This is a genomic window from Kutzneria sp. NPDC051319 (assembly GCF_040682195.1).
Taxonomy (GTDB): domain Bacteria; phylum Actinomycetota; class Actinomycetes; order Mycobacteriales; family Pseudonocardiaceae; genus Kutzneria.
Map to the genome: position 1 here is coordinate 25,102 of NZ_JBFBAM010000044.1, position 15,026 is coordinate 40,127.

A 15,026-nucleotide genomic window follows, 5' to 3' on the forward strand; every position below is an offset into this window, starting at 1 on the left:
CACCCGACGTATCGAATCCGCAGGTCACACGGTTACAGTCGGGCTCGTGCCGCGGGTGCTCCGGACCGGTCGGACGTATGTCTCAGACAGTCGATTAGTCGCCGCAGATTCAGGGCGCGCTGTCCAAGGTTGAACCGATCCAGGGCGGTCCCGCCCGAGCCGCGAATAGGGGTGGGCGCGGCGATCGGGGTGCCCGTCGGCGCCGCCCGGCGGAAGGGCGAACCCGGTAGGGTCGCCGTCGGGGGAACCGAGACGACCGAGCATATCGCTAGTTTTTGCCGATGTCGTGTGCTCCCCACTGTCATCTAGTTGCCAGGGGGTTACATGTCAGCGGTCACCGACCTCGCCGACGCCTTCTTCGAGCTGATCCTGGACCGCTTCCCGATCGGCGCCAGCTTCATGGGCGTGCCCGGGCACGACGACCGCCTCACCGACTTCGGCAAGGCCGCCGAGCAGCGGTTTCACGCCGCCGTCCGCGCGCTGGCCGAGCGGGCCGAGGCCGTGCCGGACGAGGGCCTGACCCAGTCCGACCGGATCACCAAGCGGATCATCGCGCACCAGGCGGAGGCGCTGTCCCGGCAGATCGAGGGCCGCGCGCTGGAGTTTACGGTCAGCCCCCTGTTCCTGACCGCCGTGCCCGGCCTGCTCATGTCGCTGGGCGACGTGCCCCTGACCGACGACTTCCCGGCGCGGCTGGCCATGCTGCCGTCGGTGCTGGAGACCATCGCGGACCGGCACCGCGCCGGCCTGGCCGACGGGCTGACGCCGGTGGCGCACCTCGTGGAGCAGACGATCGCGCACCTGGACGGCCATCTGGCCACTGTGGACACCTTCATCCGGTCGGAGGAGTGCCGCCCGGTGGTTCTGGAGAAGGTGGCGCCGGCGATCGCGGCGTACCGGGACTTCCTGGCCGCCGAGATGCTGCCGCGGGGCCGGGACGCCGAGCACGCCGGCCTCTGCTGGCTGCCCGACGGCGACGCGCGGTACGCGGCCGCCGCCCGCGAGCACACCACCACGGCGCTGACCCCCGACGAGCTGCACCAGATCGGGTTGGACGTGATCGCCGGGCTCGCCCGTGAGTACGTCGAACTGGGGCGGTCGGTGTTCGGCAGCGACGACCTCCAGGAGATCTTCCGCCGGCTGCGGGACGACCCGTCGCTGCGGTGGTCCAACGCCGAGGAGATGGTCGCCGCGGCCGAGGTCGCCGTGCGCCGGGCCGAGGCCGCCGCACCCGCCTGGTTCCGGAAGCTGCCCGATTCCCCTTGCACCGTCGCGCCCTATCCCCCGTCCGTGCCCGCCTCGACGCCGCCGGCCTACCGCCACGGCACCCTCGACGGCTCCCGCCCCGGCACGTACTACGTCAACACCGCTGTGCCCACGGAGTCCGTCCGGTACAAGAACGAGGTCACGTCGTTCCACGAGGCCGTCCCCGGGCACCACTTCGAGGTCACCAACGCCGAGTCCCGCACCGAGCTGCCCATGCTGCGGCGGACCGGTTCCGTCACGGCCTACCGCGAGGGCTGGGCCCTGTACTCCGAGCGGCTGGCCGACGAGATGGGCCTGTACACCGACGACCTGGCCCGGCTCGGCATGCTGATGATGGACTCCACCCGGGCCGGCCGCCTCGTCGCCGACACCGGCCTGCACGCCAAAGGCTGGTCCCGCCAGCAGGCTATCGACTACCTGCTGGCCAACACCCCCATGGCTCGCCACCACGTGGTGTCCGAAGTGGACCGTTACATCGCCGCACCGGGGCAGGCACTGGCGTACATGGTGGGACGCCTGGAGATCCAGCGCCTGCGCCGGGTCGCGGAGGCGCACCTCGGCGACCGCTTCGACATCCGCGACTTCCACGAGGCGGTGCTCGGCGAGGGGCCGGTGCCGCTGTCCGTGCTGGCGGAGCTCATCACCGAATGGATGGAAAGCGCGTGAGCCAGTACTTCGCCGTCGGCGAGCAGACCCTGTGGAACCCGTCCAACGGGCCCGGGCGGTTGTTCGTGGAGGTGGCCAAGGCGTTGGAGTCGGTGGCCGAGCTGCCGTGCGGGATCGGCGTCGGCCGGTGGGGCCCCGGCGACCCCGACAGCCACGGCATCGACCTTCCCGCCTTCACCGCGTTCACCGACGCCCTCGTCCGGCGCTATCGGGGGTCCAGCCACCTGATCCTGCGGTCGCTGATGGAGGGATTCATCGCCACCGCCATCGTTCTGGTCGAACGCGGCGGCGGGACCGTGCCCGCGTTGAGCGAGGAACCGGGGACCGACAACCGGGACGTCCAGGTCGGCCCCCACGGCCGGGCGCCCAAGGCCGATCCCGACCGCCTGGTCGAGTTGGCCGCCGAGCACTCGGGCTCGATGGCCTGGTGATTTGTGAGAGCCGGGCGGAACCCTATCCGCCCGGCCCGGTTTCAGTCGGCGACGAGCACGTTTCCCTTGCGGCCCAGGCCTCGTTCCTGCTGCCGGCGGACGAGCCAGCTGCCGGGGGCCACTCCACTGCCGCCGTGCTCCGGGTGCACGAGGTAGGCCGGCGCGATGTTCTCGAACACCGCGATAGCCAGCCCCGTGTGGTCCGTCACGGCATTGGTCCATCGGCACTTGCCGCCGTCCGCGACGAGGGTGTGCGGGTTGTTGCCGTCCTCACCGCGTACCAGCTCCACGCCGCCGGGCGGCACCTCGCGCCAGGTGACGAAGCGCCAGACGTCGACCGTGGGGAGCATGGACAGCGGGATGACGATCAGGTCGCCCTGGGCCTGCATGCCGTCCACCACCGGGACGGTCACCTCGCGCTCCAGGTGGTCCAGCACGTCGAGTCCGGACCGGTCGAGCAGTTCAGCCAGTTTCATGGTGATCACCTTGGGAGTCTTGGGTTTCAGGTGCGGCGCAGGAGCCGCGAGTACTGGTGTGCCGTCAGGCCGTAGGACCAGCCGGCGGCCTCCAGCGGATCGTCGAACCACGGCGGCACCCGCAGGCCGTACCAGCGCCGGGTGCCGTCCCTTTCGGCGGATCCGTTGACCGCCAACAGGATCCGGGTCTTCCACTGCGGTCTGTCTTCGTACAGGCGGAGTTCGCAGCCGGGATTGCCGGGATCGTCGGCCCGGTCTATCAGCCTCAGGCCCGCCTGCTCGATGTAGTTCGGCCAGCCCAGGTGTTCGATCGCGCAGCGGCGCACCTCGATGTTGGACTCCGCCGCGATCGCTTCCACCGTCGGGTTTTCGATGACCCAGGCCGGCACACGGGCACCGCGCCAGCAGTGCACCGCCCAGCCATCCGGATACAGCAGGGCCGGTCCACTGTCGCTGTGCAGCTTCCCTTCGGCCGTTCTGAGGGCCAGCGGCCGTTCGGCGATCACGCACACCGTGTCCCTCGGCCACCACCAGCCGCAGGACTGCACGATCTGCGCCAGCAGCAGTAGTCGCTCGGCGTCGTCCTGGTCGTACTGCACGCCCAGAATCTGTTGGCACAGCTCGTAGTGCGCCACCCAGTCCGCGTCCTGTTGGCCGTACCAGTACAGGCCGTACCCGGTCGTCAGCTCCGCTCGTATTCGATCCGCCACGCCCGTGCGCACCGTTTCTCGCAGCGGCACACGCACGGCTCTGTCCACCTCGGACAGGTCGAGGTGGCCTAGGTAGGCGTCAAGCCCTTGGCGCATATCGGAAATCAGCGTCGCGATGCGACTGGCCAGCGGCCATTTTCCGTCCGACCTCAGCGTGACCGGCGACGGTTCCAGCACCTCGCCCACCGCGCCCGGCGACCCGATCCACACGAACTCCGGCGGCGGCTTCCCCAGCAGGCCGTACAGTCGGCCGATCGCCTCTTCCGCCGCCGCCCGATCAGCCCCGACCGTGCTCAGCGCATGGCCCAGCCACTCCGCTGTGAAGCGGGTGATCTCGGGCCAGGACTCGGAAACCTCGATGCGGCGACTCTCACGCCGCTGGTGGCGCCTCACCGCGCCTGGGCGTACACGCCCTTTCCTTCAGACATGGACCGATCATGACAGCGCCACCCCTTTCCGCGCAACCAATTCCCATATGTCACGTTTGAGTCAAGGCGGACATCCCTCGCGGACCGGCGCACGTCCTAAGGGCAAACAGCGAGCCCAAGGGGGGCACACCAGTGACCAAGCGAGCCGATTTCTACGACGCGCCGGCGCACGACTACCTTCGGTACTGGGACGGTCGTGACTACGAGAACGCAGCCGAGCAGGCCGCGATCCGCCGTCTGCTGCACGGCCGGCACTTCACCTCGGCCGCCGACGTCGGCGGCGGCTACGGCCGACTTTGCCTGCTGTTGCAGGAATTCGCTGACCGTGTCACCCTGGCCGAGCCCAGCAGCCGGCAACTGGAGATCGCCGCCACCTTCCTGGCCGATCACCCCCGCATCGAGCACCGCCAGATGCAGGCCGACGCCCTGTCCTTCGCCGACAGCTCCCTCGACCTGCTGACCATGATCCGCGTCATGCACCACATTCCCGAGCCCAGCACCGAGTTCTCCGAGATCGCCCGCGTCCTGCGCCCCGGCGGCACCGCCGTCATCGAGGTCGCCAACCTCGCCCACGCCCGCAACCGCGTGCGCTATCTCCTGCGGGGTCAGCGAATTCCCCACCTCCCCGTCGACATCCGCTCCGAGGCCAACCGCCACGACGACGAGATCGCCTTCGTCAACCACAACCCCCACACCGTCATCGAGCAGCTCGCCCGCGCCGGCCTCCGCACCGAGCGTCTCCTGTCGGTGTCCAACCTCCGCAGCACCACCCTCAAGAAGGTCCTGTCGCATCGCGTTCACGTCGCCGCCGAGGTCGCGTGCCAGCGCGTCCTGGCCCACACCTTCTTCGGTCCCAGCGTTTTCCTGCTGCTACGCAAGGCCTGAGGTCCACAAAACAATCACTCACTCATCGGCATGCGGTGCTGGAGTTAGGGGGGCGCGAGGTGTGCGGGGTGGGCGGGGTGCGTTGCGCGACAATGGTTTGGTGGGTGCGTGCGTTTACAGAAGGCTTGGGACGGGTCGGAGGGTGAGGACTGATCTCCGCGCGGGAAGCGTTGCAAGGGGAGCTGGAAAGCGCTTTCCGACGAAGGGGAATGAAGGCCGCCACGATCGTGTATCGGTTGGCGTGTAACGGAAGTCGATCACATAAGGGTAGTAGAATGGGGGTATGTCAGCGAATCCTGAATTCCCTGCCGACACCGAAGGGTGGCAGCACGGCGAACTGGAGCTGTGGCAAGCCGGCGAAGAAGCCGAGAGCCGGTGTCGGGCGCTCTACATCCAGCAGCTGGAGCGGGTGTGGGAGGTGTGGGACCGGTCGTGCCGGTCGAAGGAGGACCGGACCTCGATCGTGTCGACAATGGTGATCCGCTGGCGGCTCACGGTCAGGGAAGCCCGTGAGCGGCTTCGGTACGCGGAGCTGTTCCAGAGTCAGGCGATCCGCGAGGCGGGCCGCGACGGGGTGTTGGGCCGTGAGCATCTGAAGGTCATCCACGAGACGTTGCGGATAGCGCCGGCGGTCGAGCGGGACCGGGTTGAGGCGTCGCTGTTGGAGAACGTCCAGTTCGACGAGGGCGAGTTCAAGAACATCGCGCAGCGGATCCTGTTCCACCTCGACCAGGACGGCAAAGCGCCGGACGACCGGGAGTTGCGGGCGCCGAAGCGGGAGTTCCGCTTCGAACGCAAGCTGGACGGCAGCATGGTGTTCTGGGGAATGCTCGACCAGGAGTACGGGGCGAAGATCGTGGCGATGCTCAGTGCGCTGGCCAAGCCGACCTCGGGCAAGGATCCGCGCACGACGGCGGAGCGGCAGGGGGATGCGTTCGCGGAGATCATCGAGCTGGCCTCCCGTAGTGAGGGCTTGCCGGAGCAGGGCGGGGAACGGCCGCATCTGACGTTGTCGATGTCGTTTCAGGATTTCATGGACAACACGGGTGTGGCGAAGGTCGAGGGCGGGGGCGTGATGAGCGCTGCGGAGGCACGGCGGATCGCGTGTGACAGCACGGTGATGCGGCTGGTGCTCGGGGCTGGCAAAGAGATCCTGGATGTGGGGCGGCAGCAGCGCACGGCCCCGAAGGGGATCCGCAAGGCACTGATCGAGCGGGACGGCACCTGCGCGTTCCCGGGCTGCCACACGGAACCGGCGCGATGCCACGCCCACCACATAGTCGAATGGGCGAACGGAGGACCCACCAGCCTGGACAACATGGTCCTCCTCTGCGGAGCCCACCACAGGCTCATTCACCACAGCCGGTGGACGGTGAAAATGGTGGACCAGCGGCCGGTGTTCTCCGCCGGGCTAGAGGAAACGGGCTAGGAGGTCACGACCTCCGGCGGCGGCTACGGGCCACGGCCAAGGGGTCGCCTTCGGGGCGGGGGATCTCGACGTCGCCGAACATCTGGCGCTGCTCGGCCGGGGACCAGGCCACCGTGGCCTCCGAGGGCGACGGCGCGGATGCCTGAGGGGCCGACGGCTCGGGCTGGTGCTTGCGGCTCCACCAGCGGCGGCTCGGCTCGCGGTCGACGGACTCGCGGCCGGCCGAGGGCTCGGGCTCCGGTGGCTGGTGGTTGCCGACGGCGCGCTGTGCGGCTTCAAGGAGCGCGGCCTCACGCTGGGCGGCCTCACGCTCGGCCATCAACTGCTGCTCGGCCTCCCACTGGGCGGCCTCCCGTTGGGCTATCTCGCGCTGCGCCGCCTCACGGCGAGCGGCCTCGTGCTGGGCGGCCTCACGCTGGGCGGCCTCCCACTGCGCGGATTCCCATTGGGCCGGCTCCTGCTGGGCCGACTCCTGCTGGGCGGCCCACTGGGCCGACTCCCACTGAGTCGATTCACGTTGCGCCGCTTCCCACTGCGCGGCCTCGCGTTGAGCCATGTCCCGCTGAGCGACCTCACGCTGCGTCATTTCGCGCTGGGCCATCTCCCGCTGAGCCAACTCGCGCTGCGCGGCCTCACGCTGGGCGGCTTCCCACCGGGCCAAATCGCTGCGTGAGATGGGCTGCGAGTGCGGCACCGGCGAAAGCGGACTCGGGGCCGGACCCCATCCGGACTCCCGCGCGACCAGCTCCCGGAACTCCGACTCCCACTGGTCCGGCTCCCACTGCTCCGACGCCCGCTGAGCCCGATCGACCCGAGGCTGCTGCGCACGCTCAGCCTGGGACAGCTCGGACCTGGGCCGGTCGACCGGGAAACGCTCGACCGGAGGCTGAAGGGCCGGAGGCTGATGGGACGGAAGCTGGTGGGACGGGGCCTGGTGCGACTGGGGCGGCTGGACCTGGGGACGATCATGGCGACCCGACCGCATCTGCCCCGGCTCGGCCGGCCGGGCGGCATTGAGCTGGGACGAGTTCATCTGCGGGGCGTTCAGATGGGCCGCGTCCATCCGGGCGGAGTCCATCGGGGCCGCATTCAGCCGGGACGAGTCCATCTGGGGGGCATTCATATGGGCCGGGTTCATCCGGGCGGAGTTCATCTGCGCCGGGTTCATCTGCGCCGAGCTCGGCTGGGCGGGGTCCATGTGAGCGCCCGAGGACTGGGCAGCCTGCAAGCGCGCGCCGTTGACGTGGATGGACTGGGTGAGGCCGGCATCGGCCTGGGCGGCCTTCAACTGAGCGGGGGTCATGCGGAGGGACTGGGTGCGGCCGGACTCCAAGCGGGCGGCGACCAGGCGGGCGATCTCGATGTGGTCGGCGTCCACGTGGAGGGACTGGGTCAAGCCGGCCCCAGCCTCGGCGGCTTCGAGGCGCGCGGCCTCACGCTGAGCGGCCTCGAACAGCGCGACTTCGCGTTGGGCCGCCTGGCGTTGAGCAGCCTCGAACAAGGCGGCCTCGCGCTGGGCGGCCTCGCGCTCAATGGCTTCACGTTCAAGCGCCTCACGCTGAATGGCCTCACGCTGGGCGGCTTCGAGCTGGGCAGCCTCGAACAGGGCGGCCTCGCGCTGCGTCGCTTCACGCTTGGCGGTGGCCTCCAGCAAGGCGGCCTCACGCTGCGCGGCCTCGCGTTCGAGGGCCTCGCGCTGGGCGGCGTCGGCCAAGGCGGCCTCGCGCTGGGCGGCCTCGAAGAGGGCGACTTCGCGCTGAGCGGCCTCACGCTCGGCGGCTTCGCGCTCGGCTTCCTCGCGGAGGGCCTCCTCCTGGCGGCGGCGGGCGGCGCGGCCACCGGAGACGCGCGCCGAGGGGGCGGCGACGCGGGGCAGCGGCTGGGCAGGCTCGTGCTCGACGGACCAGGACTCGCCGTCGACGGAGCGCCGGGCCTCGGAGCGGGTGGCGAACTTCTCCACGTACTCGATCCATCGGGCGTAGGCGTGCGACTGCTCCCACTCGGCCAACGAGGCCTCGCCGTCGAAACGGTAGAAGACCTCCCACTCACGGCCGGTCGGAGCGGCGCCCATGACGCCGGCGCCGAGGTAGCCCGGCTGCGTCGCGGCCGTGCCGAGCAGCGAGGTGGCGGACACGGAGAACTGGCTTCCCCGCCCGCGACGCACCTGATAGCTCAGAGTGACGGTGATCGGCCCGCTCATCTCTGCGGCACACCCCCTTCAGGCATCCGGCTAGAAAGTACGCGGCACCGCCAGGACCGGTTCAGCCGATTCCGGGACCGCGGGTTTCACCGCTGTCCGCCCCGGTGGCCATCGCCTGACTGCGCGCGGCCACCGTCTCCACGCCGGCGATGATCAGGTCCAGCGCGGCCCGGAAACGCGTGTCGGGGTCGCCGGAGCCGAGCAGCGGGGCGAGGGCGAGCAGGGATGGGAAGCGGTCGGGCGGCAGGGAGGCCATGTACTCGCCGAGCTGCCGAGTGCGTTCGGCGATCTCGGCCGGGGGGAACTGGCCCGAGCGCACGGCGTTGACCTCGACGGCATAGGCCGTCAGGTAGAGGCTGAGCACGTCGAAGGCGACGGCGATGTGGGCGTCGGGCAGCCCGGAGACCCGCAGGAGCCCGAGCATGGCCTCGGCCTGGGCGAAAGACGCCTCGCCGGTGGGGATGACGGTGGCCAGGGCGACCTGCGCGATGCCGGGGTGGGTGACCAGGGCGTCGAGGGAGCGCCGGCAGAGCTCCCGGAGCTGAGATGCCCAGCGAGCGGGGTCGGGGGCCTCGTGCGGAACCTGGGACAGCACGCGTTCGAGCAGGAGCTCCTGAAGCTCGTCCTTGTTGCTGACGTGCGCGTACAGCGACGCGGCGCCGGTGCCGAGCTCGGTGGCGATGCGCCGCATGCTCAGGGCGTCCATGCCCTCCCGGTCGAGGATCTCGAGCGCGGTGTCGACGATCAGCTCGCGGCTGAGCTGCTGGCGCACGGGCTTTCGCCATGGTGGTTCCGGGAGCGGCACGCCCTCACTCTAAGTTGACACGAACACCGTTCGCGAATAGAAACGGCGTTCGTCAGAGCGAACGGCGTTCGAAGGTGGGAGAGAGACGATGACGGTGTTAGTGGTGGGTGGCGGCCTGTCCGGGCTGTCGACGGCGATGTACCTGGCGCTGCACGGCGTGAGGCCGGTGCTGGTGGAGAAGCACCCGACGACCTCGGTGCACCCGAAGGCGAGGGGCCAGTTCCCGCACGTCATGGAGGCGCTGAAGGTGGCCGGCGTCGACGGGAAGGTCACCGCGGCCTCACCCAAGGACGGGCAGTTCCGGATCACCCGGGCGGTGAGCCTGAACGGGCCGGTGCTGACCGAGATCCTGGCCAAGTCGCCGGACTTCGGCCACCTGTCGCCGGCGCCCTGGGCCGATGTGAGCCAGGAGCGGATGGAGCCGATCCTGGCCGACCGGGCCCGGGAACTGGGCGCGGACCTGAGGTTCGGCACGGAGCTGGTGTCGTTCGAGCAACACGGCAACGGCGTCACGGCGGTCATCAGGACCGCCACGGGGGAAGAAACGATCGAGTCCGACTACATGGTGGCGGCGGACGGCCACCGGAGCCCGATCCGGCACGCCCTGGGCATCGGGCTCGAAGGCCGGGGCGTGCTAGGCGAGGGGACGGGCACGCTGTTCGAGGCGGATCTCCAAGGCCAGCAACATTTTCTGTGCTACCTGCTGAACCCGGAGCTGCCGGGAGGGGCGGGTGTGCTGGTCAGCACCGACGTCCCGGGGCGATACGCGGTGGGGGTGTCGAACGTCGACGGCCCCAAGGACTGGAAGCAGATCATCCGCACGGCGACGGGAATCCCCGATCTGGAGCCCAAGATCCTCGACCTTCCGCACGGCCGCTCGGAGACCAGGCACGGTGTGGCGCAACGGTTCCGTGACAACCGGGTCTTCCTGGTCGGGGACGCGGCGCGGATGATGCCGCCCACGGGGGCGTTCGGCGGCAACACGGCGATCATGGACGGCTTCAGCCTGGCCTGGAAGCTGGCCATGGTGACCAAGGGCGAGGCGGGCCCGGGACTGCTGGACAGTCACGACCCCGAGCGCCGGCCGTACTCGAAGATCCTGGCGGACCAACAGTTCCTGCTCTTCACCCAGCGTGGACGGCCGGATCTGGCCGACGACCCGACGCTGCCGGCCCCGGTGGAGCCCGTGAGCGCACTGTTCTTCGGTTACCGCCAGCTCGGCGGGGCGATCGTCGCGGAGCCGGGCGACCGGGGCGAACTGGTGGAGAACCCGGAGCAGCCGACCGGTCGGCCGGGGGTTCGAGCCCCGTACGTGAAGCTGGCGGACGGCTCGACAACGGACCTGCTCGGCCACGGATTTGTTCTGCTGACCGGCAATCCGGCGTACAAGGCGACCGAGCTGCCGATCGCGGTGCACGTGATCGAGGAGCCCGAGTTCTTCGACAAGTACGGCATCGCCAAACAAGGCGCGACGCTGGTGCGGCCGGACTTCGTGATCGCCTGGCGCAGCGTCGGCGAGGCGACCCTCTCGGAGCTGGAGAAGGCCTGGCGGACGGTGCTCGACCGGCCGGCCTGACCACGCGCTTTCGGGCAGCGCCCCTGGAGCGGCTCCGGGATTAGCCTGGAGGGCGTGCTGATCGACGACCTACGCGCGGCGCTGCCGGCGGACCGGGTGGTGACGGACCCGGACGTGCTCCGGAGCTACGCCCACGACGAGGCCGAATGGGCCCCGTACGAGCTGCCGAGGGCGATGGTGCGGCCGCGCGGCGCCGAGGACGTGCAGGCGGCGGTGCGGGCGTGCATCGAGCACGGGACGCCGCTGGTGACCAGGGGTGCGGGCACCGGCCTGTCGGGCGGGGCGAACGCGGTCGACGGCTGTGTCCTCATCGCCATGGACCAGCTGAACCGGATCAAGGAGATCGACCCGGTCGAGCGGCTGGCCGTGGTGGAGCCGGGCGTGGTCAACGACGACCTCCGGGCGGCGGCGGCCGAGCAGAACCTCTGGTACCCGCCGGATCCGGCCAGTTCGCCGTGGTCGACGATCGGCGGCAACGTGTCGACCAACGCCGGCGGCGTGTGCTGCGTGAAGTACGGCGTGACCCGTGACTACGTGCTGGGCATGCAGGTGGTCACGGGCACGGGCGAGATCGTCCGCCTCGGCCGCCGGACAGCGAAGGGCGTGGCCGGCTATGACCTGGCCGGCCTGATGGTCGGCAGCGAGGGCACGCTGGGCGTCATCACGGAGATCACCGTGCGGCTGAAGGCCAAGCGGGCGGCGGAAACCACGGTCGCCGGCTACTTCGATTCGATCGTGCAGGCCGGCGCGGCCGCGTCGGCGGTCGTCGCGGCGGGTGTGGTGCCGTCGGCGCTGGAGCTGGTGGACAAGCACTGCCTCAAGGCCGTCGACGCCTGGAAGAACATGGGGCTGTCGGCGGAGGCGGAGGTGGTGCTGCTCGGCCGCACGGACACGCCCGGCGACGGCGAGGCGACGACCATGCTCCGGTGCTTCGAGCAGGCCGGCGCGACCTGGGCGGCGATGTCCACGGACCAGGAGGAGGCGGACGCGCTGTTCTCGGCCCGCCGCCTGGCCTATCCGGCGCTGGAGCGGCTGGGCCCGGTGCTCACGGAGGACGTGTGCGTGCCAACCCACAAGATCGCCGAGATGCTGGGCCGGATCGAGGCTGCGGCCCACAGGCACGACATCCTGATCGCCAACGTGGCCCACGTCGGCGACGGCAACCTGCACCCGCTGCTGATCACGCCGCTCGACGACGACAGCGCCCGCGCTCGGGCACAGGCGGCGTTCGAGGACATCATCGCCGACGCGCTCCGACTCGGCGGCACGGTGACCGGCGAGCACGGCGTGGGCCTGCTCAAGCGACCGGGCCTGGTCCAGGAGCTCAGCCCGGCGGTGCTGGACATGCACCGCGCCGTGAAGAAGGCGCTCGACCCGCACGGAATCCTCAACCCAGGGAAGGTATTCGCGTGAGCGTGATCAGCACCAGTTCCGGCCGCGTCCGCGGCGAGATCGTGGACGGCATCCACCGCTTCCGGTCCGTGCCCTACGCGGCGGCCCCCGAAGGCGCGCTGCGCTTCGCGAAGCCACAGCAGTCCACATGGGACGGTGAACGGGATGCCACGCGGCGCGGGCCGATCGCGCCGCAGACCGTCCGCAAGCTGCCGGGCCTCGACCTGGGCGCCATTCTCGGTGGCGACAGCCCGCAGGGCGGCGACTTCCTGACCGTCGACGTCCACTCCCCCGACCCGTCGGCCGGCGGCCTGCCGGTGATGGTGTTCATCCACGGCGGCGCTTTCGTCTACGGCACGGGATCGGCCGCGGTCTACGACGGGATGGCCTTCGCCCGTCGCGGTGTGGTCCTCGTGACGATCAACTACCGCCTCGGCATCGACGGTTTCCTTCCGCTGCAAGGCGGCGACACCAACCTCGGCCTGCGTGACCAGATCGCGGCACTGCACTGGGTGCGGGACAACGCGTCCGCGTTCGGCGGCGACCCCGACAACGTCACCGTGTTCGGCGAGTCGGCCGGCGGCATGAGCATCGCGTGCCTGCTGGGCTCGCCGCTGGCCCGCGGCCTGTTCCGACGGGCGATCGTGGAGTCCGGCCACCCGGACATGGTTCGCGCGCCGGAAAACGCCCGGCTGCTGGTGGACAAGGTGGCCGAGAGGCTGGGCGTGCCGGCGACCGCCGAGGCGTTCCGGCAGCTGTCCACACAACAGCTCCAGGAGGCGCAGACGGCGGTCACGACGCCCGGCCAGGGGCCAGACCTCCGCGACGGCGACGGTTTCGACCCCGGCTACGCCTTCGCCCCGTTCTTGCCGGTGCTGGGCGACGACGTGCTGCCGACCAACGCCCGCGAGAACCTCAACCCCGACGTGGACCTGATCACCGGCTACAACGCCGAGGAGATGCGGCTCTACTTCGCCCCCAGCGGGCTGATCGACGTGATCACCGACCAGCAGGCGCTCGGGATCCTCGGCGCGACGCGGCCGGACGCGGCGGAAATCCTTGCCCGATACGGACTCGGCGAGAAGCCGACCGGCGAGGTGTTCATCGCCGCCATGACCGATCTGGTGTTCGCCGACGGCGCCCGCCGGCTGGCCGAGGAGCACCCCGGCCAAGCCCACCGGTACCGCTTCGACTGGCGGTCGCCGCAGTTCGAGGGCCGGCTCGGCGCGTGCCACGGCCTGGAGCTGCCGTTCGTCTTCGACACGCTGCCGAGCGCGGAAGCGCTGGTCGGCACCCAGCCGCCGCCGGAGCTGGCCAAACAGATGAACGCGGCGTGGGTGCGGTTCGCCGAGACCGGCGACCCCGGCTGGGAGACCGGGGTCGTCCGGAGCTTCGGGGAGATCAGTGGTTCTTGACGGTCGTCGTCGGGTAGGCCGGCGACGACTGCGGCTCGTACGTCGTGGTCCTGGTGGTCTCCGTCGGGTACGTCGTCGTCGTGGTCTCGCTCGGCGAGGTCGTCCTGGTCGTCTCGACCGGTGACGACGTCGGCTCCGCCGTCTTCGTGGTCTCGACCGGTGACGACGTCGGCTCCGCCGTCTTCGTGGTCTCGATCGGCGACGACGTCGGCTCGGCGGTCCTGGTTGTCGTGGTCGGCAACGGCGTCACCGGGATCGACGTGACCGGGATGGCAGTGGTCGGCGTCGGCGCGCCACCGGCCGCCGAGGTCGCCGCCATGGCGGCCGTGCCGGCCCCCAGCACGCCGACGGCGACCGCCGCCGCCACGATGACCTTCCGGGACCGCAGCACAGCGGGGATACGCATGGGGTGTCCTCTCGATTTCGGATCTGACACCACTTCCATGCGGCCCGAGCCGGATCTGTTGCAGCGACCGCGAAATTCTCAGCGCTTCGTGGTGGTCGTCACGGAGGTCACGGTCGTCTCGGTCGTGCTGGCCGGCGAGCTGGTGCTGTCGTGCGTGTGCGTGGTGGTCGCGTCCGGCGTCGTGCCCACCGTGGACGTCGGCGACGGCACCGTCGTGGTGGACACGGGGGCGGCCGGCGGCAGCTGCTGCACCGGCGGCGGATCGCCGCGCTGCAACAACACCAGGCTCACCACGACGACCCCCAGCACGGCCGCGGCCGTCAACACCGGCGCGAACCGGCGCAGCGGCCGCCGGGTCGAGGCGCGGGCCCGGATGGCCGGGCCGGACAGGGTGGAGTGCACCCGGCCGGCCCGAGCCGCCAGCAGCCGCCGCAGCTCGTCCTCCTCGTCACTCATGGCCCCTCCACACCCGTTCCGACGACCCCAGCACCGACCGCAGCGCCGCCAGGCCCCGGCTGACGTGGGCCCGAACGGTGCCCTCCCGGCAGCCCAGCACCGAGGCGATCTCCGTGTCGGTGAGGTCCTCGTAATAACGCAGCACGACCGCCGCTCGTTGCTGCCGGGGCAGTTTTCGCAGCTCACGGGCCAGGCGCTGGTCCGGCTCGTCCCAGGCGAACTCGACCCGGACGTCCGGGACCTCGGCCGTGAACTTGATGGTGCGGGTGCTCCAGCGCCGCCGCCACGACAGGAACTCGTTGGTCACCGCCCGTCGCACATAGGCGTGGCGGTTGCCCTCCAGCGTCTCCCAGCGCGGGAAGACCCGGATCAGCACCTCCTGCACCAGGTCCTCGGCGTCGCCCTGCCCGCCACACAGCAGCGTGGCGTAGCGGACCAGCGCCTGCTGGTGCTCATGCACGAACTCGTCGAAGGACATCGCACCG

Annotated in this window: 14 protein-coding genes; 7 read left to right on the top strand and 7 right to left on the bottom strand. The window is 70.4% G+C overall.

Features of this window, described 5'->3' with window-relative positions; genetic code table 11:
- Positions 1–324 precede the first annotated feature (324 nt).
- On the top strand, positions 325–1,932 hold the full coding sequence (locus AB0M73_RS32585) for a DUF885 domain-containing protein (RefSeq protein WP_363898746.1): 1,608 nt from the start codon (positions 325–327) through the stop codon (positions 1,930–1,932).
- Positions 1,929–2,363, top strand: a complete 435-nt coding sequence (locus AB0M73_RS32590; RefSeq protein ID WP_363898749.1) for a DUF6086 family protein — start codon at positions 1,929–1,931, stop codon at positions 2,361–2,363. The genes AB0M73_RS32585 and AB0M73_RS32590 overlap by 4 nt, the downstream gene beginning before the upstream one ends.
- A gap of 41 nt (positions 2,364–2,404) precedes the next feature.
- Here AB0M73_RS32590 and AB0M73_RS32595 read toward each other — a convergent pair whose 3' ends face one another.
- Together AB0M73_RS32595 and AB0M73_RS32600 are read right to left on the bottom strand one after the other, a co-directional pair.
- On the bottom strand, positions 2,405–2,839 hold the full coding sequence (locus AB0M73_RS32595) for a hypothetical protein (RefSeq protein WP_363898752.1): 435 nt from the start codon (positions 2,837–2,839) through the stop codon (positions 2,405–2,407).
- A gap of 26 nt (positions 2,840–2,865) precedes the next feature.
- Positions 2,866–3,942 (bottom strand): DUF6745 domain-containing protein, encoded by a 1,077-nt coding sequence (locus AB0M73_RS32600; protein WP_363898755.1) that lies wholly within the window; start codon positions 3,940–3,942, stop codon positions 2,866–2,868.
- Between the two features lie 167 nt (positions 3,943–4,109).
- Here AB0M73_RS32600 and AB0M73_RS32605 point away from each other — a divergent pair, with 167 nt between their 5' ends.
- A complete protein-coding gene (locus AB0M73_RS32605; RefSeq protein ID WP_363898758.1) occupies positions 4,110–4,862 on the top strand; it encodes a class I SAM-dependent methyltransferase in 753 nt (250 codons plus the stop codon).
- A gap of 283 nt (positions 4,863–5,145) precedes the next feature.
- Complete coding sequence (locus AB0M73_RS32610) at positions 5,146–6,291, top strand: DUF222 domain-containing protein (RefSeq protein ID WP_363898761.1); 1,146 nt, start codon at positions 5,146–5,148, stop codon at positions 6,289–6,291.
- Between the two features lie 4 nt (positions 6,292–6,295).
- Here AB0M73_RS32610 and AB0M73_RS32615 read toward each other — a convergent pair whose 3' ends face one another.
- Positions 6,296–8,491, bottom strand: coding sequence for a hypothetical protein (locus AB0M73_RS32615; RefSeq protein WP_363898764.1), 2,196 nt, complete (start codon positions 8,489–8,491; stop codon positions 6,296–6,298).
- 61 nt (positions 8,492–8,552) lie between these two features.
- On the bottom strand, positions 8,553–9,296 hold the full coding sequence (locus AB0M73_RS32620; RefSeq protein ID WP_363898767.1) for a TetR/AcrR family transcriptional regulator C-terminal domain-containing protein: 744 nt from the start codon (positions 9,294–9,296) through the stop codon (positions 8,553–8,555).
- An 88-nt stretch (positions 9,297–9,384) separates the two neighbouring features.
- Here AB0M73_RS32620 and AB0M73_RS32625 point away from each other — a divergent pair, with 88 nt between their 5' ends.
- The 3 genes from AB0M73_RS32625 to AB0M73_RS32635 are packed head-to-tail and all read left to right on the top strand — an operon-like array spanning position 9,385 to position 13,679.
- Positions 9,385–10,872: an FAD-dependent oxidoreductase gene (locus AB0M73_RS32625; protein ID WP_363898770.1), complete on the top strand. Its 1,488-nt coding sequence runs from the start codon at positions 9,385–9,387 to the stop codon at positions 10,870–10,872.
- Positions 10,873–10,926: 54 nt separating this feature from the next.
- A complete protein-coding gene (locus AB0M73_RS32630) occupies positions 10,927–12,285 on the top strand; it encodes an FAD-linked oxidase C-terminal domain-containing protein (protein WP_363898773.1) in 1,359 nt (452 codons plus the stop codon).
- On the top strand, positions 12,282–13,679 hold the full coding sequence (locus AB0M73_RS32635; RefSeq protein WP_363898776.1) for a carboxylesterase family protein: 1,398 nt from the start codon (positions 12,282–12,284) through the stop codon (positions 13,677–13,679). Before AB0M73_RS32630 ends, AB0M73_RS32635 begins: the two co-directional genes overlap by 4 nt.
- On the opposite strand, the gene AB0M73_RS32640 is transcribed toward AB0M73_RS32635, so the two are convergent.
- The 3 genes from AB0M73_RS32640 to AB0M73_RS32650 all read right to left on the bottom strand — a co-directional run bounded on the left by AB0M73_RS32640 (position 13,666) and on the right by AB0M73_RS32650 (position 15,019).
- Positions 13,666–14,085 carry a hypothetical protein gene (locus tag AB0M73_RS32640; protein WP_363898779.1) on the bottom strand — a complete coding sequence of 140 codons (420 nt, stop codon included), beginning with the start codon at positions 14,083–14,085 and terminating at the stop codon, positions 13,666–13,668. The two genes, AB0M73_RS32635 and AB0M73_RS32640, sit on opposite strands and share 14 nt — an antisense overlap.
- Before the next feature lie 78 nt (positions 14,086–14,163).
- A complete protein-coding gene (locus AB0M73_RS32645; protein ID WP_363898782.1) occupies positions 14,164–14,541 on the bottom strand; it encodes a hypothetical protein in 378 nt (125 codons plus the stop codon).
- Positions 14,534–15,019, bottom strand: a complete 486-nt coding sequence (locus AB0M73_RS32650; protein ID WP_363898784.1) for a SigE family RNA polymerase sigma factor — start codon at positions 15,017–15,019, stop codon at positions 14,534–14,536. Before AB0M73_RS32650 ends, AB0M73_RS32645 begins: the two co-directional genes overlap by 8 nt.
- Positions 15,020–15,026 lie beyond the last annotated feature (7 nt).